At 49.2% G+C, this 21996-nt stretch carries 17 protein-coding genes; 2 read left to right on the plus strand and 15 right to left on the minus strand.

All coding sequences use genetic code 11. From position 1 onward, the window contains the following. Nucleotides 1-62: 62 nt before the first annotated feature. From CWE22_RS06675 to CWE22_RS06730, 12 genes are all read right to left on the minus strand, one after another. Entirely contained in the window at nucleotides 63-1289 is a 1227-nt protein-coding gene (locus tag CWE22_RS06675) for a type II secretion system F family protein (RefSeq protein WP_169931053.1), read from the minus strand. Next, nucleotides 1282-3051: a GspE/PulE family protein gene (locus CWE22_RS06680; RefSeq protein ID WP_169930561.1), complete on the minus strand. Its 1770-nt coding sequence runs from the start codon at nucleotides 3049-3051 to the stop codon at nucleotides 1282-1284. The genes CWE22_RS06675 and CWE22_RS06680 overlap by 8 nt, the downstream gene beginning before the upstream one ends. Before the next feature lies 1 nt (nucleotide 3052). After that, on the minus strand, nucleotides 3053-4171 hold the full coding sequence (locus CWE22_RS06685; RefSeq protein WP_169930562.1) for a tetratricopeptide repeat protein: 1119 nt from the start codon (nucleotides 4169-4171) through the stop codon (nucleotides 3053-3055). Next, nucleotides 4168-5085, minus strand: a complete 918-nt coding sequence (locus CWE22_RS06690; RefSeq protein WP_169930563.1) for an ExeA family protein — start codon at nucleotides 5083-5085, stop codon at nucleotides 4168-4170. Before CWE22_RS06690 ends, CWE22_RS06685 begins: the two co-directional genes overlap by 4 nt. A gap of 7 nt (nucleotides 5086-5092) precedes the next feature. Continuing rightward, on the minus strand, nucleotides 5093-6721 hold the full coding sequence (gene mshL, locus CWE22_RS06695) for a pilus (MSHA type) biogenesis protein MshL (RefSeq protein WP_169930564.1): 1629 nt from the start codon (nucleotides 6719-6721) through the stop codon (nucleotides 5093-5095). Beyond that, nucleotides 6718-7071: a hypothetical protein gene (locus tag CWE22_RS06700; RefSeq protein ID WP_169930565.1), complete on the minus strand. Its 354-nt coding sequence runs from the start codon at nucleotides 7069-7071 to the stop codon at nucleotides 6718-6720. Before CWE22_RS06700 ends, mshL begins: the two co-directional genes overlap by 4 nt. Beyond that, nucleotides 7058-7702: a hypothetical protein gene (locus CWE22_RS06705; RefSeq protein ID WP_169930566.1), complete on the minus strand. Its 645-nt coding sequence runs from the start codon at nucleotides 7700-7702 to the stop codon at nucleotides 7058-7060. The genes CWE22_RS06700 and CWE22_RS06705 overlap by 14 nt, the downstream gene beginning before the upstream one ends. Next, the gene (locus CWE22_RS06710; RefSeq protein WP_169930567.1) at nucleotides 7699-8352 is read right to left on the minus strand and encodes a PilN domain-containing protein; all 654 of its coding nucleotides are present in this window, start codon (nucleotides 8350-8352) and stop codon (nucleotides 7699-7701) included. The genes CWE22_RS06705 and CWE22_RS06710 overlap by 4 nt, the downstream gene beginning before the upstream one ends. After that, nucleotides 8349-9296, minus strand: a complete 948-nt coding sequence (locus CWE22_RS06715) for a hypothetical protein (RefSeq protein WP_169930568.1) — start codon at nucleotides 9294-9296, stop codon at nucleotides 8349-8351. Before CWE22_RS06715 ends, CWE22_RS06710 begins: the two co-directional genes overlap by 4 nt. A 136-nt stretch (nucleotides 9297-9432) precedes the next feature. Then, nucleotides 9433-10473, minus strand: coding sequence for a dihydroorotase (gene pyrC / locus CWE22_RS06720; protein WP_169930569.1), 1041 nt, complete (start codon nucleotides 10471-10473; stop codon nucleotides 9433-9435). A gap of 58 nt (nucleotides 10474-10531) precedes the next feature. Further along, entirely contained in the window at nucleotides 10532-12859 is a 2328-nt protein-coding gene (locus tag CWE22_RS06725) for a sensor domain-containing diguanylate cyclase (protein ID WP_169930570.1), read from the minus strand. Between the two features lie 106 nt (nucleotides 12860-12965). Beyond that, on the minus strand, nucleotides 12966-13550 hold the full coding sequence (locus tag CWE22_RS06730; RefSeq protein WP_169930571.1) for a thymidine kinase: 585 nt from the start codon (nucleotides 13548-13550) through the stop codon (nucleotides 12966-12968). Nucleotides 13551-13681: 131 nt separating this feature from the next. Between CWE22_RS06730 and CWE22_RS06735 the strand changes: the two genes are divergently transcribed. Beyond that, a complete protein-coding gene (locus tag CWE22_RS06735) occupies nucleotides 13682-14920 on the plus strand; it encodes an adenosine deaminase family protein (protein WP_169930572.1) in 1239 nt (412 codons plus the stop codon). Nucleotides 14921-15036: 116 nt separating this feature from the next. On the opposite strand, the gene CWE22_RS06740 is transcribed toward CWE22_RS06735, so the two are convergent. From CWE22_RS06740 to CWE22_RS06750, 3 genes are all read right to left on the minus strand, one after another. Beyond that, complete coding sequence (locus CWE22_RS06740; protein WP_169930573.1) at nucleotides 15037-16950, minus strand: S9 family peptidase; 1914 nt, start codon at nucleotides 16948-16950, stop codon at nucleotides 15037-15039. Nucleotides 16951-17068: 118 nt separating this feature from the next. Next, the gene (ssb, locus tag CWE22_RS06745; protein ID WP_169930574.1) at nucleotides 17069-17623 is read right to left on the minus strand and encodes a single-stranded DNA-binding protein; all 555 of its coding nucleotides are present in this window, start codon (nucleotides 17621-17623) and stop codon (nucleotides 17069-17071) included. A gap of 26 nt (nucleotides 17624-17649) precedes the next feature. Continuing rightward, nucleotides 17650-19035: an MFS transporter gene (locus tag CWE22_RS06750; RefSeq protein WP_169930575.1), complete on the minus strand. Its 1386-nt coding sequence runs from the start codon at nucleotides 19033-19035 to the stop codon at nucleotides 17650-17652. 120 nt (nucleotides 19036-19155) lie between these two features. On the opposite strand from CWE22_RS06750, the gene uvrA reads away from it, so the two are divergent. Next, nucleotides 19156-21996, plus strand: a complete 2841-nt coding sequence (gene uvrA / locus CWE22_RS06755) for an excinuclease ABC subunit UvrA (protein ID WP_169930576.1) — start codon at nucleotides 19156-19158, stop codon at nucleotides 21994-21996.

Consider the following 21996-nt stretch of genomic DNA (forward strand, 5'->3'; position numbering starts at 1 on the left):
CATCTATACTATTTTTCAAATAATATAAGCTATGGGTTTCTGTGTTATAAATGTTAAATTATTTAACTTCCACCCTGGTAAGCACTCATCATATCCCACATTGGCATAAAGATACCTAAAGCCATCACAGCCACAACTACCGCTACGATTGCAAGCATGATGGGTTCTATCTTAGCTGTCAAACTTTTGAGGTCATAATCAACCTCTCGTTCATAGTAGTCAGCGACCTCTGTCAACATTTCATCTACACGGCCAGTTTCCTCGCCCACTGCGATCATCTGTAAAACTAACGGGGTGAATAACAGACTCGACTTGGTCACTCGAGTTAAACTTTCACCACGTTCAATATTTCGCCGCATGTCATTGATTTTTCGACCCATCCAGGAATTGTCGACCGCATCAGCCACTAACGACAGCCCTTGTGTTAAAGGCACGCCCGCGCGTAGCATGACGGAAAAACTACGGCTAAATCGCGATAGTAATGAGCGCATGATGATGCTACCGATCAAAGGGATTCTCAACTTAAAGTGATCCCACTTCAGTTTACCCGTCGCGGTGCCAATATATTTGACGACGCCAAACCAAGCCACGCCGATACCCAAGATCATCGCCGGCCAGTAAGCCACAAAAAAATCAGAGGTGCCAATCAGGATGCGCGTGGCCAGCGGCAGCTCGACACCAAACCGCGCGAACATCGACGCAAATGTTGGAATCACAAATATATTTAATATAAAAACCGCAATGACCAAGGTAATAGAGATGAAGGTTGGATACCGTGTGGCTTCTTTTACCTGCTTACGAGTCTCTTCTTCCTTACCCAAATAGGCCGATAACTGCTCAAATGATTCTTCCAATTGTCCTGTGTTTTCACCGACATGGATGACTGCGACCAATAATCGCGGAAACACTTTTGGATGCATCGCCATAGCTGCCGACAGCTGACGACCTTTCTCAAGCTGATCGACTAAATCAAACAGAACTTCCGATAACCGCTTATTCGTTGTGTTCTCTGCCAAACCCTCCATTGCTCGAAGCATCGGAATACCGGCTTTCGTCAACGCATACATTTGACGTGTAAAAACAATTAAGTCCTCGGTGCGAACTTTGGGTTTGAATAGCTCTAAGGACTGCGACTCCGTGGCTGCACTGCGTTTTGCCGAAGCTATTTCAATAGGGGTTACGCCACGCCTTAATAAGACTTCTGCCGCACCTGATTCGGTCGAAGCATCGACCATTCCAGAAACCAGTTTGCCATCGGCGCCACGGCCACGATAACTAAAATCAGCCATCATCACCCTCCTCAGCCTCGGCAGCTACCGAAGCATCGATGCGCAATTCCTTCTCTTCAACCGTCTCGGCTAAGAACAATACTTCTTCAACCGTTGTAATACCGTCGCGCGCGTAATCGAGGGCCACATCAGCGAGTGGACGGAATCCTGCCGACTCTCGTGCTGCCTGCGCAAATTCGCGCATATTACTATCACGCAAAGCATCGATCATCGCCTCGTTCATTTCGAGCAGTTCGAACACACCGACACGACCTTTATAGCCCGTATGGTTACAATTACGACAGCCACGACCATGCACAAAGCCACTGCCATCCGCTGGAATAGAAGGTCGCATACGTCTTAACAACGCGAGATCTTGTGGCTCGATTTCTTCTGGCTGCTTACAGCTTTCGCAAACTCGCCGGATCAGACGTTGCGCCAACACACCACGCAGTGCGGCCCCCACCAGGTAGGGTGCAGCGCCCATGTCGATCAATCGCAGCGCGCTGGTGATCGAGTCGTTGGTGTGTAGCGTTGTTAATACCAAGTGACCGGTAATGGAGCCACGCAAACCAATTTCGACGGTCTCACTATCCCGCATCTCACCCACCATGATGATATCGGGGTCTTGTCGCAAGGTAGTTCGCAGTACGTTCGAGAAATTCAAACCAATTTTGGAGTTCACTTGAACCTGGGTGATTCGAGGCAGACGATATTCCACCGGATCCTCGACCGTAATAATCTTCTTTTCAGCCTGGTTCAATTCACTCAGTGCGCCATATAGCGTAGTCGTTTTACCTGAACCTGTGGGGCCGGTTACGATCAACATGCCATAAGGACGATGGATTAAGCGCCGTACTCGCTTGAGAATATCATCTGGCATCCCAGTCTGCTCTAGGTTCAACAGTCCAGCAGATTGATCCAGCAAACGCATAACACAGGATTCGCCGTATTGAGTGGGTAGTGTCGATACCCGCACATCAATAGCGTGATCACGTACTTTTATATGAAAACGCCCATCTTGAGGCAGTCGTTTTTCCGAAATATCGAGTCCTGACATCAATTTCAAGCGCAATAACAGAGCGCTGGCGATATTGGTTTCGCGTAAGACATTCTCTTGTAAGACACCGTCGACCCGCATGCGAATGCGTAACGCGTTATTATCCGGCTCAATGTGAATATCTGATGCGCGCACTTGCACCGCATCGGCAAAGATAGATTGCAAAAGCTTGGCAACCGTTGCGTCATCATCGTCGTCATCGAGGGATAATGAGCCAAGGTCAAACTCAGATGCGTCTTCATATTCAGTCTGCAACTGACTGGCAAACTGTGCGATATCTTTGGTGCGGCGGTAAAGATTATCAAATGCCGATAGCAGCTCGTGGTCGGGCACCACCACCAAGTTGACTTCACGCGGCGATAGAAACTGCGATATCGCATCAATGGCCGCTAAGTCCGCTGGATCCGACATCGCAACGGTCGCCTCAGTCGCAGATGCTTCGACCACCAAAGCGCGATGTCGACGGGCCTGAACTTCTGGCAATAAATTGACGGTCTCAGGCGGAATTTTACGTTCTGATAATTCAATAAACGGGATATTGAGCTGCTTGGCTAAAAACTCGAGTAACTCTTGTTCTGTAATAAAGCCTAAATCGATCAGCGTGACACCAAGCTTACGGCCGTTTTGCTTTTGGTCAGCAAGAGCCTGTTCAAGCTGAGCTTCTTTAATGATTTTTTCTTGAACCAATAAGTCGCCGAGGCGCATCTTAAGACGTGGACGCATATTAAGAGCCTCCTAACGCTTGTAGGCGATCTTCTGCATAACGTCGCGCATCAACACCGAGATCACGAGCGAATGCTGCTTGTCGATATGCTCTGAGTGCAGCTGCTGGTTCGCCTGCGTCCTCAAACGCGACAGCCGCCGCCAGCCACCAACGTCCCTCGCTTTTCAAACTCGCGAGTGCCAGAAAATCTTGTGCGGCTTCACTAAAGTAACCCAATTGATTCGCAGCATTACCACGCACTTCGAGTAAATCAATATACTCAGCTGAGCTTGAATCAACTGACTGCAGAGCAATGTAGGCATCTTCAATCCGCCCCATTCGCTCCAAAATTCTTCCCAGCAGAAGTTGCCACTGGCTCTGTTGCGGCACGCGGTCAAGACCTTGCTGCAGGATTGCGACAGCTCGTGTCGCGAAACCGCGACCATACCAATACGCTGCCAATTCGCTGCGCACAGCAACATGCTCAGGCATAACCGTTAACGCTTTTTCCAATAACTCTTGGCCCTGCTCACGCTCACCGCGCCGCAATGCACTGCGGGCTTTTTGTAGATTGGTTTCGGCTAACTCATTCGGGCTTAATTGTACGCGCTCGACGGCAAAAGTTGATGGGGTATCGGTCGCTTCAACTTCGGCTTCAGGCTCTGGCGCAACTGTCGCTAGTGTCTCTGTGGGTATTTCGCTGACTACTGGCTCAGTTGTTGCCTCTGCCTCTTCCAGTTCGGAAGTTCTCGACTCAGTGGGCGATGGGGGAACTTGAACAAGCTCGCGCGGTTTCACTGGCCCTCGCTGCAAAGCAGGTTTGCTGGCACTTTCAGCGTCAGTTCCTCTTTCCACTTCTTCAACAGCTTGGTCCGCAGACTCCTCTGCAGTTGCGGCAATCACAGTAGGCTGGTTCGTTACTGGAGCTTCAACCACTTGCAGTGCAGGGTCAGTATCGATAGTCAGCCACCAATAGAGGTTTAAAAGAATAACAATCACCACTGCCGTACCTACGGCAATGCCAATCATCCAGGTCCAATGCAATGGTTGTGGTGCCATAGCCGCGGGCGTATATGAGCCTTTTGATTGTTGTTGTTGGCGTTGATCTAAGTCACGTAACACCCGATTAATGACGCTCACAGCCAACCTCCAAGCCAGCCTTGGCGGTACGCGACAAATCCAGCGATGGCAAATACAAATACGCTAGTTAAGGCAATCCATGCACCCCAACCTGTTGAATTCAACTCGACATCTTCGGTGTCTGCAACTGCTGTTTTGACGTGCCTAGGGAGAACAGCATAGGTTCCTTCGCCATAACACAACAGCAAAACCTTGTGGCAGAGCACGTTGGCGAGACGCGGAATACCTCGGCTCGCTTCATGCAATTGCTGGACGACTTTACCACTAAAAATAGGAGGGCCTTTGTAGCCCGCAACATGCAGACGATGCGAAATATAACGCGCCAACTCATGAATAGACATAGCATGAAGGTTGTAGCTAAACGAAATACGTTGCCGCAATTGCCGATGTTCGCGCTGAGCCAAACGCTCGTCGAGTTCGGGCTGACCAAACAACACAATATGTAGTAGCTTACGACTCTCCGTTTCTAAATTGGATATAAGGCGTAATGCTTCGAGACTCTCGGATGGCAGCGCTTGTGCTTCGTCGAGCACAATGACCACAGTTTTGCCCTGTTGGTTAATTTCCAGCAGCTTTTGTTGAATGGCTTGGGTCAGCAACTGTTGGTTGTGTTCGTCATCAATTTCAACCTGCAGTTCGCGCGCAATTTGCTCGCGTAATTCAGCAGGATTAAGGTAAGGATTCGGGATATAGGCAGAAACAAATTGCTCAGGTAGTTCGTTAAGTAGCTTACGACAGAGCAATGTTTTACCTGTACCGACTTCACCCACAACTTTGATGAACCCTTCACCGGTTTCCAAGGCAGTCAAAAGGACCTCGAGTGCCGAGCGATGCCCGTCGAGATCACAGTAGAAACTGGTATTCGGTGTTAGCGTGAATGGCAGTTCACGCAACCCGTAGTGGTTCTGATACATGCGTGTGCTAGTTCCCGTACCACTGTTTTAATAAGTCTGAGGAGCGTTCGAGCTCCGTATTCCATGAATCGGCGCCAACAATTATAGGGCGAATCAAAATTACTAATTCTTTTTTAGTTTCGCGACGCTGCTTATTCTTAAACAAGTTACCTAAGACAGGAACATCGCCGAGCAACGGTGCTTTGGTTTCACTCTCAGTATAGTTACTTTGCATCAAGCCGCCGAGTACCACTACTTCGCCATTGCGAGCAGTGACAATAGTGTCACTTTCGCGAATGTTACTTTGCGCCAATGGCAGCACCAGCGTGTCATCTTGCAACTTCACCACACGCTCTTGCGCCGTAGTTTGTACGACTGACGGATGCACATGCAACGTGACCGTTTGCGAATCGCTGATTTGCGGAGTGATGTCTAACGAAATGCCCGAGAAGAACGGAGTCAGTTCCACATTCGGTGTACTAGTGGTTGCCGTCCCTGTCACGGTTGTCGTCGAGACGTTGGTTACGAAGTATTCATCTTCACCAATTTTAATCACCGCTTTTTGGTTATTCGATGCGGAAATGCGCGGATTCGACAGCACTTGCACATTCCCTTGGGTCTGTAGCAAGTTGAGAACGCCACTAAAGTCACCGACATCCAACGACATACCAAACACACCATTCGGTGCTGCGATAGCGGAGCCCGAAAAACCAATGGTCCCGGTTGCGTTACCGATACGGAATAAGTCACTCCAGTTGATGCCTTGCTGATAGTCATCGTTCAGTGACACCTCAACAATTCGTGCTTCTAAAATAACTTGGCGTTGAAGACGCTCCTGAGCGTTGGCTAAGAACTCACCAACCGCACGGAGCTCTTGCGGTAATGCCGTTACCGTAATCAGTCCAGCTTGCGGCGCTGATACGACACGACGGCCTTCACCCTCGCCAATAATGCCCTTAATAATTTGTTCAATGTCGCCCCAGAAATCGGTCGAAGAACTACTCGAAATCGAGGAACCATTCGCTTGTTGCCCACTGATATTCTGATTATTATTCCCGCCGCCTTCATTACCAAGGTTGCGGTTATTCACATTGGTATTCGTGCCTTGATTGGTGGTATTACGATCATTTTCGCGCACACCACCATTGGAAATACTGGTGGATGATGAGCCACTACGTTGCATTGATAAGTAATCGAACGTGAAGGTTTCGCTACGCAAGCCTGATGGGAAAACCCGGATCATCCGATTTTCTTGGCGAATATCGTAACCATAGATATCACTGACCACGGCCAACGTTTCTTGCAATGTCACGTCCTTTAAACTCACCGTAATGGTTCCGCTGACATCAGGGTGAAGAACGATGTTATAAGGAGAGTCTGCAGCCAAGCCAGCAAAGAAATCAGGCGCTGAAACATTATTAGCGGATACTGAGAATCGCGGTTCTGCGAGCAGAGCTGCGCCTTGCGCTTGCAATTGATTATCGCGTGAACCTTGGATAGCCGCACGGACCGAATCTGGCAACGGTGGCCGTACTTTTGATTGAGTACTTTGAGTTCCCGACTCTAAAGCACGTTGCAATTCAGCCGGCTTTCGGTCTGGCGAATAGGCACATGCAGTGAGTAGCAGTATGATCAACGTGTAGGTCAGCAGTCTCATTGGATAATCAACTCCCCTGATTGCTGACCTGACTGCGCATTCACATCTGATTTAATTGGAGAAAATAACGACAAAGTTACCTCTTGTTGTTCTTCTCGATTCATCAATCGAACTTGATGAAGTTCAATTTCTAGCACCTGATATTGGTTTAGGTTATCGCCCTCGCGTACCCTTTGACCACTAATTTGTGCCATTTTTGAATCACCAAACCATTGAATTGATTGTAATTGTAAGTTCGTTACTGACGACACAGCCATCTCCGCACTATACCGCGGCGGAGCTGTAGGGTCACTCAGTTGTTGCGCCACGGACGCAGTACTCAGCAGCATCAGGAGGCTAACTCGCCACATAATTCCGCTCCAAGCTCAATGTATAGAGCTCAATCAACACATCGGCATTCGGATGTGTGCGCACGTTATAATCCATGCTCTGCCAATAAAACGTCCACGGCAATTTGTCGAGCTTGGCAAAATACTGCTGCACAGCAAAATAAGACCCCGTCAACTTCACTTGCAACCGATGCTTATAAATAGCGGTATCGGGTTGATCCTGATCTTGATAGACCACCTCCACCGGCATGGCTAAAGCGGACTGAATAGTGACACCGTCCGCAGCAGCCAATAACTGTTTCAAAAATTCGCGGTTATCTGCCGCACCCACGTAACTAGAGGCCGCTTGAAGCTCTGTATCAATGCGCGCCAAACGTTCTTGTAATTGTTCGACATTACGCCTCAATGCCGCAGCCGGATCGCCAGCTAATGAACGTTGAATCGATGCCAATTCACGCTCCATGCCGACTAGCTGTGACTGCTGTTGTTGTTGTCGCGCTTGAACAGCAGAGACTTCGTTGTACAGGGGTAATAAACTCATCCACACACCGATGTAGAGTACAATCCCGATTGCAAACAGCATCCAAAAGCGACGGCGATTTTCAGGTAACGTTAAAAACTGTTCTTGCCACTTCAACCATTGTTCTTTCATTGTTGCCCCCCAGCAGCCACCTGCGGAAGCACTTGTGGATTGTCAGAGCGAGCAGTCTGCGCAGTCGCAGCTGGGAGTGTTCCCACTGTAAACTCTAGCGCACTGTCATTAGCAACACGCAAATCGAACACACCAAATTGCCGATCTTGCAAACTCTCATGCTTGGCAAAGCGTTCAATCCACAATGGTAATTCTGCGGGTTGTTGGGTATATCCACTTAACGTCAATTCACCATCACGCAAACTAATACGCTGCAACCAAATGGCTTCAGCATCCACTCTTGCTATATCGGCCAATAACTCAGGAACTTGATCATCTGTTGACTGCAAGACGATCTGCATTTGCCGCTGCAAGCGTTGGCGCTGTGCAATAGTATTCTCTAACTGCTCTTTTTCAGCGAGTAAAGTCGGATCATTCGTCCGCTGCTTGAGGAGCTCTTGCTGTACTGTGAGTAATTTTTGTTGTTCTTGAATTTGCACTTGCAGTGATTGCGACGCTTCTTGCTCACTGGTTAGCCACCAACTACCCACCATATTAGCAACGGTTAACACGACAGCGAGGCCGCCACAAATGGCGGCTACAAACGCTAGTGTGAAGCGTTCATGACGCGGTTTGAGTTCGCTGACGTAGAGGTTTGCAATCAACTTCACGCTGCATCCTCCTTCGCCTTGTCTTGGCCCTGTTGTAACAACAGTAAACCACCAAGTGCTGGGAAATCACTAAAATCACCCGCAGCTAAGTCTTTCGCCCAAGCAGGATAAGAACAAACCTCAACGGTTAAGCCGAGGTCATCACTGAGTTGTTGAGTCACTTCAGCTAAATTAGGGAGCGCAGCCGCAAGGACCGCCTTTTTGATCGGCCGTTGACGCAGTTGTCGCTCAAAATAATCAGCCGAGCGCTGGATTTCGACGGATAGGGGTTGTAAACCGCCCAACTTAATCTCGTCAAAACTCAACTCGCTGAGCTTTTCCAATGGCCGCACTACACGATTGACTTGCAACGTTGATTCGCGACTCACCTGCAAAAGAGCAGGCTCTTGTCCGCTCTGATAAGCAATCACAACAGGTTCAGACGCAGTGTCGATTAGCGCAGCCAAAGCTAATTCAGCAGGGAATATGCCGACAAAATCGGATGACAAATCTAATGCGACTTCAACCAACGGCTGTAACAGTTGTCGATCGGCAACAATCGCGTTGATCTTCGATTGATTCGGTAATTGAATGGGAAGCTCGTAATAGTCGGCAATGATATCCGCTGCATTCAGTGACACTAGGTCACGTAGACTGTATTTCAATGCAGCTGCAATCTCTGACTCTTCCTGCAAGTTTGGTCGATCAGCAGCGACGCTCTGATACAAGCTGGGCTCCAATACAACTGCGAGCCGTGGGTTACCTTTGGTAAAACGCGAATATTGATTCGCCAGTTGCAGCATTGCCGCCCCGTAGTCTTGCGCGGGCACTTCAATTTGGTCAGAAACGATAAGCTCTGGAGAATTGTTAACCCAGCGAGCCACAACGAATTTTACCGCTGCATTCGACAGTGCGAATACAACGCTATGTTCGTTCTTATTTCGACCGCGCAATAACTTCAGCAATTTGTTATTTCCCTTGAGTGAATCGTCGTGCTTTTTATAATTCTTGTTATAGTACTAGTATGCCTACAAATTAAGCATATCGCCACGATTCAAAGCGACTTTTTGCGCTGTTATATTGTTAAGCAGCTCGTTATAATTATGTTGCCACTCTCCATTTTAAAGGCTGTCCCGCCCAATAGGGCACCATGGGGCCGACGGCTGTATCGACCTGGCCAGGAACGGTCCATGAGTTACGCTCCAATTTAACCTTCGTCGTCGCACGTGGATACCCATAAAAGTCCGCGCCATAAAAACTAGCAAAACCTTCTAATTTATCTAAAACGCCCATCTGATCAAAGAATTCCGCATACAGTGGTAACGCAGCTGGAGCTGAGTAACAACCCGCACAGCCGCATGCAGTCTCTTTTTTAGATTGCGCGTGCGGTGCTGAGTCGGTACCCAAAAAGAACTTTGAATTACCTGATGCAGCAGCCTCTCGCAGCGCTAATTGGTGTTCACGCCGCTTCAGTATAGGTAAACAATAGTTATGCGGACGAACGCCTCCCACCAGCAAATCATTACGATTCATTAACAAATGTTGCGGTGTAATGGTTGCTGCGACATTGGTTCCCATGCTCTTTACAAATTCGACTGCATCGCGTGTCGTAATATGCTCAAGAACTAACTTCATGGACGGGTGACGGTCTAGCAACGGCCGTAAATGACGATCAATAAATACTTTTTCACGATCGAAAATATCAATATCGCCATCAGTCACTTCACCATGCACTAACAGCGGCACTTGCAACTCTGCCATGACCTCAAACAGATGACCAAGCGCACCTACATCGGTCACACCAGCATCAGAGTTGGTGGTCGCTCCTGATGGATACAGTTTAAAGCCAATGACAAAAGGTGTCTCTGCTGCAGCACGAACGGTCTCAACTGTTGTCGTTTGAGTCAAATACAACGCCATCAGCGGCTCAAAGGTTTGCCCTTCTGGAACTTGCGCTAAAATTCGTTCGCGATAGGCTGTCGCTGCCTCTACGGTAGTCACCGGTGGTACTAAGTTGGGCATGATTACGGCACGCTGAAACACCGCGGCTGTAGCTGGGACTGTCGTAGCGAGCAAATCACCGTCGCGCAGGTGCAAGTGCCAGTCATCAGGAGTTGTAATGGAGAATTGGTTGGTCGTCATGAAGCCTCTGTTTAAGCGATATCAATCATTCGATAATGCGATCACGGATGGCTAGGGATTATACCTTATCTGCGGCAATACAGCGATTACGACCTGCATTTTTTGCTGCGTAGAGTGCAGCATCAGCTCGGGCTAACCAGCGGTCAATGTCCGCCTCATCTGGCGCCAACTGCGTTACGCCTGCACTCATTGTGACAACTAACTCACGCTGCTCAAAAGGAATGATCTGCGCAGCTAGTCTCTCGCGCAAACGATCCGTTGCCTGCAAAGCTTGATCCTCATCAGTGTACGGATACAAAATAGCGAACTCTTCGCCGCCGAGCCGCCCAAGGACATCCATCTCGCGTAACTCTTCACGAGCGATGTCAGCAAACTTTCGTAACACTTCATCACCAGCAGCGTGACCATAGGTGTCATTTACCTTTTTGAAATGATCGAGATCGATCACCGCAACACTGACGGGGGTTTTATAACGTTTTAATTCATCAAAACGAAGTTCACATTGCTCCAGAAATACACGTCGATTCACGCAACCGGTCAACTCATCAGTGGTGGCTAAACGACGTAACTCGGCAACGGCATGTTCCCGTTCTTCTTCAACGCGCCGCATATGCATCAACGTCCCGAGCGTGTTCAGCAATGGTTGCAGCATATAGAGTTGTTCGCGCTCATAATACGCAGCGTTAGCGAGCACCAGCATGCCGATGACGTCGCGTTGAAAGTACACTGGAATAAATAAAGCATTCTGAAATGCAGGGAGTTGTAATGGCGTGAACTCTGCTTCGAGAAGCGACACTGGCTCGTTGCAAATAAAGGGTTCACCGCGCACTAGCACTGATTTAATGATATCTCCAGATACGGCTACATCAACGCCCTGACTCACTAGCTTGTCAGTGATTTCGTTTGTCAGTGTTGGTTCATTCACGCCCCGAATTCCGTGGACATAAAGCAGGTTTCGTGTACGCGCTTGTGGCGGCAGTTCACCGATTAAACCGAGATGACTCCCTGTCAGGTCAAGCAACCGATCGAGAGTACTTTGACAAACCGAAGCAAAGTCTTTGACCAATAAAAAGTCATGTTGTACTTGACCGACTAGACTCAGTACTGCCTCCTGCTGCGAACGAACTTGCTCATTCTCGACCTGCTCGGTGATGTCATGATGAATGCCAACGATGCGCAGCGCCCTGTGTTGTTTGTCGCGCTTAACGACACGTCCAACGGAATGCAGCCAGATGTAATGCCCATCAGCATGACGCAATCGAAATCGCGTTTCAAAACGCGCAGTTTCATCCCGAATATGCGCTACCAAAGCTTGTCTTGCCGGCTCAATATCGTCCGGGTGCAACAGTTTCATCCAGCCACGCGAATCAGCATGAGACTCAGGGATACCAAGCATTTCTTCCCAGGTATGACTCAAATCAACGGCATTGGTCTCTAAGTCCCAATCCCATGTGGATAGCTCTCCAACAGCGAGCGCTAAATCAAAACTGTTATTAGCCTCTATCAACTCCAACTCGAGTCGCTTACCTTTAGTATCATCCAAGAGGTAACCGCGAACGCGTGATACTTTGCCGTGATTGTCCTTGTCCGTGCGGGCGAAATGGTGAACCCAGCGTATGGTTTCGTGAGGCGTTACCACGCGATAATCCATCTCGAGAAATACCTCTACACCGTCAATGAGCTTTTGCATGCGGTCCAGCAGCTCTTTTCGATCTTCAGGATGCACAATGGATTCGTAAGGAACATCTTTTCGCAGGAGATAGTTGGACTCGTAGCCAAGGATTCGTTTAGCATTCTCGGCCACATAAATCAGATTTACGGTCGGTTCGACCTCCCAGACCACAGCCACCACTGGGCCTTGAGCTAAAACATCGCGCTCAGCAGCATAGTTTGCAAATTGGTATTCTTTGAGGATCTCATCGGTTACACAACTAGCGAGAACTTCAAGCCAACGTATTTGCTGTTCCGTGAATTGTCGCGGCTGCGTGTCGAATACGCATAAAGAACCTATACGAATATCACCTTCGACCGTTAGGTTCGCACCTGCGTAAAACCGTACACCGTTTTCTGTGGCGACATAGGGATTGTCGTGAAAGCGTTCATCCTTCAACGCATCGGATACGACGAGCGTCTGTTCGTTGACAATCGCATGACTGCAAAACGAATCTTCTCTACTCGCGCTCTTGCCTTCATACCCCGCAGTGGCTTTAAACCAGCTTTGGTCTTTATCAATAATGTTGACGAGCGCGAATTCGACCTGAAAGATCTCCCGTGCCATTTGCACAATCTTATCAATGACTGGGTTTGGCTGAGAGTCAATGAGTTCGAGCTCACGTATCATCGCGAGTCGTTGCTGCTCATTATGTGGAATAGGCGCCAGCTTCATAGCGGTCCTCGTAGTTTGTGCTTCTAACTCTAGACCCGAACCACTGAAAAAGCGAACAATCTATTTGATAAAACTGGAAAATTTACACTTCATCAAAACTAACGATTCATGAGTTCTTATCCAACTTTTCCTTCCAATGTTTACGGCAACAGCTGACATACCGATCATTCCCACCGATGGCAATTTGATCACCTACTTTTACAGCATTGCCTTGAGCATCAATGCGCAGATTCATAGTTGCTTTGCGACCACAATGACAAATAGTTTTCATTTCAGAAACTTTGTCCGCCACACCCAGTAATACGGCACTGCCGGGAAAGTTGCGGCCGAATGCGTCGGTGCGAATGCCGTAACACATCACCGGAATATCGACGCGATCAACCACATCAGTTAATTGCCACACCTGCTCTTCCGAGAGAAATTGCGCTTCGTCCAGCAATACACAATCAATGGGTTGCTGGCGGTGGCGTGCCTCAATCAACGCTGCTAAATCAGTGGTATTGGAAAAAGCCAGCGCTTGCCGATCAATACCGAGGCGGGAGGCAATTTTGCCGTTCCCTGCCCGATCATCAATGGCTGGAGTCAAAAGGAGAACGCGTTGATCACGTTCCTCATAGTTGTGCGCAACCTGCAGCAAAGATGTGCTTTTGCCCGCATTCATTGCCGAGTAAGTAAAATAGAGAGATGCCATGGTGTGTGATCGAAGTTGTCAAAAAAAGCGTTAATTGTCCTCGATTTATACTGATATTCTCGCATGATTGCAAAGCCGAAATTTGCTATTATGACGCAATTAATTGGACCCAACCCTACCGAGGAGATGCTATGACCACTCAGTCACCACGATATTCCCGTGAATTTTTGCAAGCCATGCCGAAAGCGGACTTGCATTTGCATCTTGACGGTAGCTTACGTCCGGAAGGTTTGATTGAGATGGCAAAGCGCAGCAACATTGAGCTGCCTTCATATACCGTTGATGGACTCTATGACTTGGTCTTTAAAGAGTCATACAACAATCTCGGCGAATATTTGAATGGCTTTCAATACACCTGTGCCGTGTTACGGGATATGGAGAACCTCGAGCAAGCTTCCTATGAACTTGCCGTCGATAACCTTGCTGAAGGCGTTAATTACATTGAGGTACGCTTTGCGCCGCAATTAATGATGGATCCAGCACACGGAATCGATTTTGATACAGTCATGCACACCACCAATCGCGGTCTAGCGCGCGCTAAAGCTGAGTACAACAATTCTACTGCGGTGAAAAATGGCGACAAGCCACCGTTCGATTACGGCATTATCAATTGCGCGATGCGAATGTTTGGTAAGAAAGGCTTTTCACCTTACTACACCCAGTTGTTCCAAATGTTGCGTGACCATGAACCTAAGCAAGTCATCAAAGCCGCTGCGATGGAAATGATCCGCGCCAGCGTGCGCTTACGCGATGAAGAAGGACTGCCCATTGTTGGTCTTGATATCGCGGGTCAGGAAATGGGCTATCCCGCGCACGACTTCAAAGAAGTGTACGAATACGCCCATCAAAACTTTTTACTGAAAACGGTTCACGCGGGTGAAGCATACGGTGCGGAGAGTATTTTTGAAGCCTTGACACAATGCTACGCTGACCGTCTGGGTCACGGCTACTCATTGTTCTCCCCGGAAATGATTCAAGACCCAGCCATTACCGACAAAAACGACTATGCACGCCGGTTGGCGTCATTTATTGCGGATCGTCGCATTGCGATTGAGGTCTGTATTACCAGTAACCTGCAAACCAATCCTGCCATTGGCGATGTGAAAAATCACAACTTCAAGCACATGTACGCGAATCGTCTCGCGACGGTGATTTGTACTGACAATCGTCTGGTATCACGCACCACCGTCACGCAAGAATATGAACTGGCATTAAGTACGGTAGACGTGCCACTGAAACGTCTCAAAGACATGGTTGCCTATGGCTTCAAGAAGAATTTCTTCCACGGCGACTACGTGGCAAAACGCGCCTATGCGAAACAAGTCTTGGAGTACTTCGATCGCGTCGCCGCGAAGCACAACCTGACCTAGCTACTGGCTACTGGCTACTGGCTACTGGCTACTGGCTACTGGCTACTGGCTACTAGCGATTAGAAAATACAGATCTATGTTTTGCTAGTAACTAGTAACCAATAGCTAATAACGCTCTAAAGGTGTTTAAGCAGGAACTGCAAATAGGCCTCTTGCGCTTCGATGCGATTTTCTTTGACTGCAAAGCCGTGACCTTCGTCTTCGAACAATACGTATTCGACGGGCACATCATTAGCTCGAATGGCTTCAACCATTTCATCGCTCTCGACCTGCAACACGCGCGGGTCATTCGCACCTTGAACCACTAATACCGGCGCTTTAATTTTATCGGCGTGGAATAACGGCGAGATGCGACGTAAGCGTTCCATATCGGTAGCAGGGTCACCCAGTTCGTCATACAGTGATTGACGGAAGCTTTCCCACCACGGCGGAATGCTTTCGAGCGTGCGTACCCAGTTGGTGACGCCGAAGATATTGATGCCGGCATCAAACTCATCGGTAAACGCCAGTGCTGCCATGGTGAGATAGCCACCGTAACTTCCGCCCATTACGGCGATACGGTCTGGATCAACCCAGTCTAACGTCTGCAAATATTTTTTGCCGTACACGATGTCTTGCAGATCATCTTCGCCGTGGCGCTTATCATCCAAATGGAAGAAAGTTTTACCATAGCCTGATGAACCGCGGTTGTTGACGCCGAACATGGCATAACCGTGATTCACCAAGTGCTGCACCATAGCACTGTAGCCCTGCCGTGTTTGTCCACCTGGACCACCGTGAATAAAGATAATCGCCGGTACTTTGTTATCGGCACTAGCTTGGTGAGGCTTGTACAGCAAGCCAGGAATCGTTAAGTCATCAAAGCTTGGGAAGCGTTCCACAGTGCTTTGCACTAAATGGTCTGGATCCATTTCTGATGCTAACGTACTGGTCAGTTGCTCAACCGAATCGCTGCCAACATTCCATACCATCAAGTTCGATGGCGAGACATCGGAATTGACATAGAACACCATAGTGTCTTCATCGTCTGAGAAATTTACGCCACGTAAATCCCCAGGTGGATGCTCGGGTAGTGCTACTTTTTCGCCCGTCGACTGGTCATAAATCGATAGTTCCGTGCGTGCGTCAGCATTCACACCAACCACTTGGTAACGCCCGGTTTCAGAGTAATACAGAAACGAAACATCCCAAGCCGCTTCATACACCTGTGCATGCGCATCTTGAGCGATGTCATATTCCCACGCTTGATAATACTCGCCGTGACCATCGGTACCGTATACCAGCTTCGTGCTATCGACGTTGAAGGTGTAAGCGCTGTGAGACACGTTACCTTCAGTTGGCGTAATGAGTTTAGGCTCAGAATTAGCCGTTTGCAGATCGACTAAAAATAGGTCTGAATCGGAGTTGGAATTAGTACGGCTTAGCGCTAAATAACGCCCATTCGGACTAATCGATTCCACATTAAAGCCAGTGTTATTCTCGTACACTAACTCACGACTGAAATCGTCTGTGCTGTAGCGATAAACATCAAAGAAACGATTATCACGCTCATTGGTCATGACGTAAAAATGCATATCATCTTCATGCCAACCACCGACCATCGCCTTGAGGTTCTCACCCGGCGTCAAATCCTGCGTGGTGCCGTCTTCAAGGCGCACGTACACGTGATTGAGTTCGTTGCCGCCCTGGTCCGCGGTGAAGAGCATGCGGTCGTCGTTCGGAAACCAACTGATGCCTCTCATTGCATCGGCAGTAGAGTTGGTTAACTGCGTGGGCTCACCACCATCCAATGGATAGCTGTAGACATTGAAAATGCCACTCTCATCACTCGTTACCAGCACGGCAGTACCATCATGATTGATAGAGGAACCGTAAAGTGTCGTGGTGTCGAAAAAAGTTTGAGCGCTATAAGTCGGCAAGGTTATTGCCGCTGGCGTTTCAGTGGGCGCCTGGCTCTCGGGTGCTTTGCCGCAGCTTACTGCAAAAAAGCTGAGGGCAACCATCGTACTGATAGAGACAAAAACTCGCATAGCAGATCCTTTGTGTGTAGTAGAAAGTTACCGCAGCACAAGTGTAGTCGAATCTAGCCAAAGCGCTAATGAAAACCCCGCCGAAGCGGGGTTTTGCAAAATTATCTGTTGAATTCAATCAAAACGGGATGTCGTCGTCGAAGTCTTGGTCTGGAATGAACGGCTCTGGCTCATTTTGAGCTGGGCGCTGCTGGTTCTGGTTCATGCCTTGCGGAGCTGCTTGGCGTTGACCGCCTTGTGGCTTCTGCCCGCCCTGTCCACCTTGGCCGCCGCCGTAGCCGCCACCTTGATTGCTTTGGCCGCCTTGACCACCGCCGTAACCACCTTGGTTTGGACGACTGTCGAGCATTTGCAATTCATTGATAACGATTTCGGTCGTGTAGCGCTCGATGTTGTTCTGATCGGTCCACTTGCGCGTTTGTAACTTGCCTTCGATATAGACTTTGGAGCCTTTCTTCAGGAATTCGCCAGCAATTTCTGCCAGTCGGCGATAAGCTACACAGCGATGCCACTCGGTGACTTCACGCGGCTCGCCGGTTTGTTTGTCTTTCCAGGCTTCACTGGTTGCGATCGACAAGTTAGCGATAGCGGTACTGTTCTGGGTGTAACGCACTTCTGGGTCGGCACCTAAGTTGCCCACCAAAATGACTTTATTTATGCCGCGACTTGCCATGCTTAGTCCTCTTTATTCAATCTGTTTTACGCTTGATACGGTGCTAAAACCAACTTCACTTGGTCTTCATTGTATGTCGATTTGTCTACTTTTAGATAGACGACTTGCTCTGCTGCAACCACATGTACTTCGGTAACTCCGGTTTGTGCTGCTAAGTTTTCCAGTAACAAGTCAGCACGCTGTTGATCCAGTGGGGCGAGCTTGAAACTGACACTTGCCCGCTGGGGCGGCGGCTGCATACCAACGGTGATCATGAACCAGCATAGTAACAGCAGCAACGCAAAAATCCCAACGCCAATCGTGCCAAATTCTTGTTGTATCCAACCGCCAAATGCGCCACCGACAAATGCGCCTAAAAACTGAAAGGTGGCGTACAAACCGCTGGCACTGCCCTTGTTTCCTGCGGGTGCAAAACGAGTCAAAGACGATGGCAACGTGGCCTCGAGGAAATTAAATCCAGTGAAGAATAAGACAATTACCCCTGCAACAAGCAGCCAATGCGCGGCAAAAAAAGCGTTGGCAACGACTGCCAGTGCCAGCAGCAGTATGGCAACGCGGAAAAATAGCGGCTGTTGGCGTTTACGCTCAGCGCGAATCAGCATCGGCAGCATCAAAGCAAAAGACAACAATAACGTGGGCAGATACAGCCACGCGTGATCTTCGACAGCCAAACCAGCTGTCACCAATTGCTCTGGTATTACGATAAAGAATGCTGTCAGCAGCGCATGTAACACAAAAACGCCACTGTTCAATCGCAACAACTGCGGGTGTTTTAGCAACGCTTGCAGTTGATTTGTTGCCGGCAACACTTCACCTTTGGCTGCATGCACTTGTACTCGTGGTACCGCGAGTTGCAGCACTAGAATGCCTAACAAAGCCGACACCGCAGTAAACCAGAAGATGCCACTGAGCCCTATGCTAGCCGCTAACAGTGGACCGAGCACTAAGGCTAACGCAAAAGACAAACCAATGAACATGCCAATAGTAGCCATCACTTTCGGGCGCTGGGACTCACGCGAGACATCGGCTGCTAATGCCAAAATAGCTGCCGCAATAGCACCACAACCCTGCAACGCACGGCCAATCACGACACCTGTGAGCGTATCGGCGGTCGCCGCAATCATGCTGCCCGCTGCAAAAATCAACAGCCCACCAATAATCACGGGTCGTCGTCCGATGCGATCAGATAATAGGCCAGCTGGAATTTGCAATGCCGCTTGCGTCAAGCCGTAAGCACCGATAGCCAACCCGATTAAAAGAGGTGTGTAGTCCGGATAGGCGCGACCATAAATAGCAATAACCGGCATGATCAAAAACAGCCCTAACATCCGTAACCCAAAGACAGTCGCGAGCGCTCCCGCTGCTCGCCGCTCGAGTGGAGTTAGGTGTAGTTCTGATTGGGTTCGGGACATGCCATGCTCACTACGCTGGAAAAAATCGTTGGTGATTGTACCAGAACCAACCGTCTGTGCGATAATGCTCGTTTGTTTTGCAACGGGTTCTCGCTTGAACCCCCGGAGAGAAGTCTGACTATGGATAAAATTGAAGTACGCGGTGCCCGCACGCACAACCTGAAAAACATCCACGTCACTATTCCACGCGATAAATTAGTCGTTATTACCGGCCTCTCAGGCTCCGGAAAATCGTCGCTCGCTTTTGATACGTTGTATGCCGAAGGCCAGCGCCGTTACGTTGAATCATTGTCAGCCTATGCTCGCCAGTTCTTGTCGTTGATGGAAAAACCAGACGTTGATGGTATTGAAGGCTTGTCGCCCGCTATTTCCATTGAACAAAAGTCGACTTCACATAACCCGCGTTCAACCGTAGGAACGATTACCGAAATTTATGACTACCTGCGCTTGATGTTCGCGCGGGTCGGCGAACCCCGTTGCCCGACACATGATGTCGCGTTAGCTGCACAAACCATCTCACAGATGGTCGATCAGGTCATTGCTATGCCTGAGGGCGAAAAGCTCATGATCTTGGCACCGATTATTCAAGATCGCAAAGGTGAGCACACCAAAGTCCTTGAGAACCTCGCCGCACAAGGCTTTATTCGCGCCCGCATTGATGGCGAGCTCTGCGACCTCAGCGATCCACCCAAACTTGAGCTCCAGAAAAAGCACACTATCGAAGTGGTCGTGGACCGGATTAAAGTTCGCGAAGGACTCGAGTTACGTCTTGCGGAGTCTTTTGAGACAGCGTTAGAGCTGAGTGGCGGTACCGCTATTGTTGCGCCAATGGATGCCGACTCGAAGCTGGTTAACATGATTTTCTCAGCTAACTTTGCCTGTCCGCATTGTGGTTACAGCATGCAAGAACTCGAGCCGCGGTTGTTCTCATTTAATAACCCCGCCGGCGCTTGTGGCAGTTGTGATGGTCTGGGTATTGAGCAATTTTTCGACCCAGAGCGCGTGGTTACCAATGCCGAACTGAGTTTGACTGGTGGCGCAATTCGCGGTTGGGACAAGCGCAATTTCTACTATTACCAAATGCTGCAGTCACTTGCGAAGCACTATAAGTTTGATCTGAACAAACCATTTGAAACGCTCACCGATGAACAACGGCAAGCCATCTTGTTCGGCAGTGGTCGCGATGAAATTGAATTCGTGTATATGAACGACCGTGGCGACCGCGTCGTTCGCCGTCATGCTTTTGAAGGCATTATCCCGAATATGCAACGCCGCTACCGTGAAACCGACTCACAAGCGGTGCGTGATGAACTGGCTAAATATTTAGCCTCACAACCTTGCAAAAGCTGCGGTGGCGCACGTTTACGTGAGGAAGCCCGGCATGTCTTCGTCGAGAACACGACGTTACCACAAGTGGTTGATCGTTCAATTGGTGATGCTTTGGAATTTTTCCAGACGCTGCAATTAGATGGTCAACGCGCCAAAATTGCTGAAAAAATCCTGAAGGAAATTAACGACCGTCTCGGCTTCTTGGTCAATGTCGGTCTGAACTACCTCAGCCTTTCCCGCAGTGCGGAGACGCTCTCGGGTGGTGAGGCACAGCGTATCCGCTTAGCATCACAGATTGGTGCTGGTTTGGTCGGCGTCATGTACGTTCTGGATGAGCCCTCCATTGGCTTGCACCAACGCGACAACGAACGATTACTGAAAACACTGACGCACTTACGCGATCTCGGTAATACCGTCATTGTGGTTGAACACGACGAGGATGCTATACGCGCCGCTGACCATGTTATTGACATTGGCCCTGGCGCAGGTGTGCATGGTGGTGAAATTGTTGCACAGGGACGCTATGAGGACATCCTGAACGTCGAAGGCTCGCTAACAGCTGATTATTTGTCCGGACGTAAGGCTATCGCCATTCCTGAGCAGCGTCATAAACCGGGTAAGCAATGGCTGACTTTGTCGGGTGCCACTGGTAACAACCTCAAAGATGTCGAAGTGAAGGTTCCGATGGGTTTGATGACTTGCGTGACTGGCGTCTCGGGCTCAGGGAAATCGACCTTGATCAACGATACGCTCTTCCGTATCGCACATCGTGAATTGAATAAAGCAACCGTCACCGAACCTGCGCCCTACAAGAAAATTGATGGCATGCAGTTTTTGGATAAAGTGGTGGATATCGACCAATCACCGATTGGCCGTACGCCCCGCTCGAATCCTGCCACTTATACCGGCATCTTCACCCCAATTCGCGAGCTGTTTGCAGGCACTGAAGAAGCGCGCTCACGTGGCTACAAGGTTGGACGTTTTAGTTTCAACGTCCGCGGCGGACGCTGCGAGTCCTGCCAAGGCGACGGCATGATTAAAGTAGAGATGCACTTCTTACCTGACGTGTATGTCCCGTGTGATGTCTGTAAAGGCAAACGCTACAATCGGGAAACCTTGGAAATTCGATACAAAGGAAAAAGCATCCACGAAGTGTTAGAAATGACGGTCGAAGATGCGCATGAGTTCTTTGCGCCGGTACCTGCTATTGCACGCAAGTTGCAAACGTTGATGGATGTTGGTCTCAGTTACATTCGTTTGGGGCAGTCTGCAACCACATTATCAGGTGGTGAAGCACAACGCGTGAAGCTTTCGCGCGAGCTGTCCAAGCGCGATACGGGCAAGACCCTGTATATATTGGATGAGCCGACTACCGGACTGCATTTCCACGATATTCAACAGTTATTGGCGGTATTGCACCGGTTGCGTGACCACGGCAACACCATTGTCATTATTGAACACAATCTTGATGTGATTAAAACCGCGGACTGGATTATCGATTTGGGTCCTGAAGGCGGTGGTGGAGGCGGTGAGATTTTGACCGCAGGTGCACCAGAAGATATTGTGACTTGTGAGCGTTCGCATACGGCACGTTTCTTGAAGCCATTATTAGCTAAATCTGTGAAAGGATAG

It is taken from the genome of Pseudidiomarina aestuarii (genome assembly GCF_003987355.1).
GTDB lineage: Bacteria > Pseudomonadota > Gammaproteobacteria > Enterobacterales > Alteromonadaceae > Pseudidiomarina > Pseudidiomarina aestuarii.

Bases quoted from the DNA above. Each gene is read 5' to 3' on its own strand.
- CWE22_RS06675 (WP_169931053.1), bottom strand. From the start codon at position 1,289: ATGGCTGATTTTAGTTATCGTGGCCGTGGCGCCGATGGCAAACTGGTT.
- CWE22_RS06680 (WP_169930561.1), bottom strand. From the start codon at position 3,051: ATGCGTCCACGTCTTAAGATGCGCCTCGGCGACTTATTGGTTCAAGAA.
- CWE22_RS06690 (WP_169930563.1), bottom strand. From the start codon at position 5,085: ATGTATCAGAACCACTACGGGTTGCGTGAACTGCCATTCACGCTAACA.
- mshL (WP_169930564.1), bottom strand. From the start codon at position 6,721: ATGAGACTGCTGACCTACACGTTGATCATACTGCTACTCACTGCATGT.
- CWE22_RS06700 (WP_169930565.1), bottom strand. From the start codon at position 7,071: ATGTGGCGAGTTAGCCTCCTGATGCTGCTGAGTACTGCGTCCGTGGCG.
- CWE22_RS06705 (WP_169930566.1), bottom strand. From the start codon at position 7,702: ATGAAAGAACAATGGTTGAAGTGGCAAGAACAGTTTTTAACGTTACCT.
- pyrC (WP_169930569.1), bottom strand. From the start codon at position 10,473: ATGACGACCAACCAATTCTCCATTACAACTCCTGATGACTGGCACTTG.
- CWE22_RS06725 (WP_169930570.1), bottom strand. From the start codon at position 12,859: ATGAAGCTGGCGCCTATTCCACATAATGAGCAGCAACGACTCGCGATG.
- CWE22_RS06730 (WP_169930571.1), bottom strand. From the start codon at position 13,550: ATGGCATCTCTCTATTTTACTTACTCGGCAATGAATGCGGGCAAAAGC.
- CWE22_RS06735 (WP_169930572.1), top strand. From the start codon at position 13,682: ATGACCACTCAGTCACCACGATATTCCCGTGAATTTTTGCAAGCCATG.
- CWE22_RS06740 (WP_169930573.1), bottom strand. From the start codon at position 16,950: ATGCGAGTTTTTGTCTCTATCAGTACGATGGTTGCCCTCAGCTTTTTT.
- ssb (WP_169930574.1), bottom strand. From the start codon at position 17,623: ATGGCAAGTCGCGGCATAAATAAAGTCATTTTGGTGGGCAACTTAGGT.
- CWE22_RS06750 (WP_169930575.1), bottom strand. From the start codon at position 19,035: ATGTCCCGAACCCAATCAGAACTACACCTAACTCCACTCGAGCGGCGA.
- uvrA (WP_169930576.1), top strand. From the start codon at position 19,156: ATGGATAAAATTGAAGTACGCGGTGCCCGCACGCACAACCTGAAAAAC.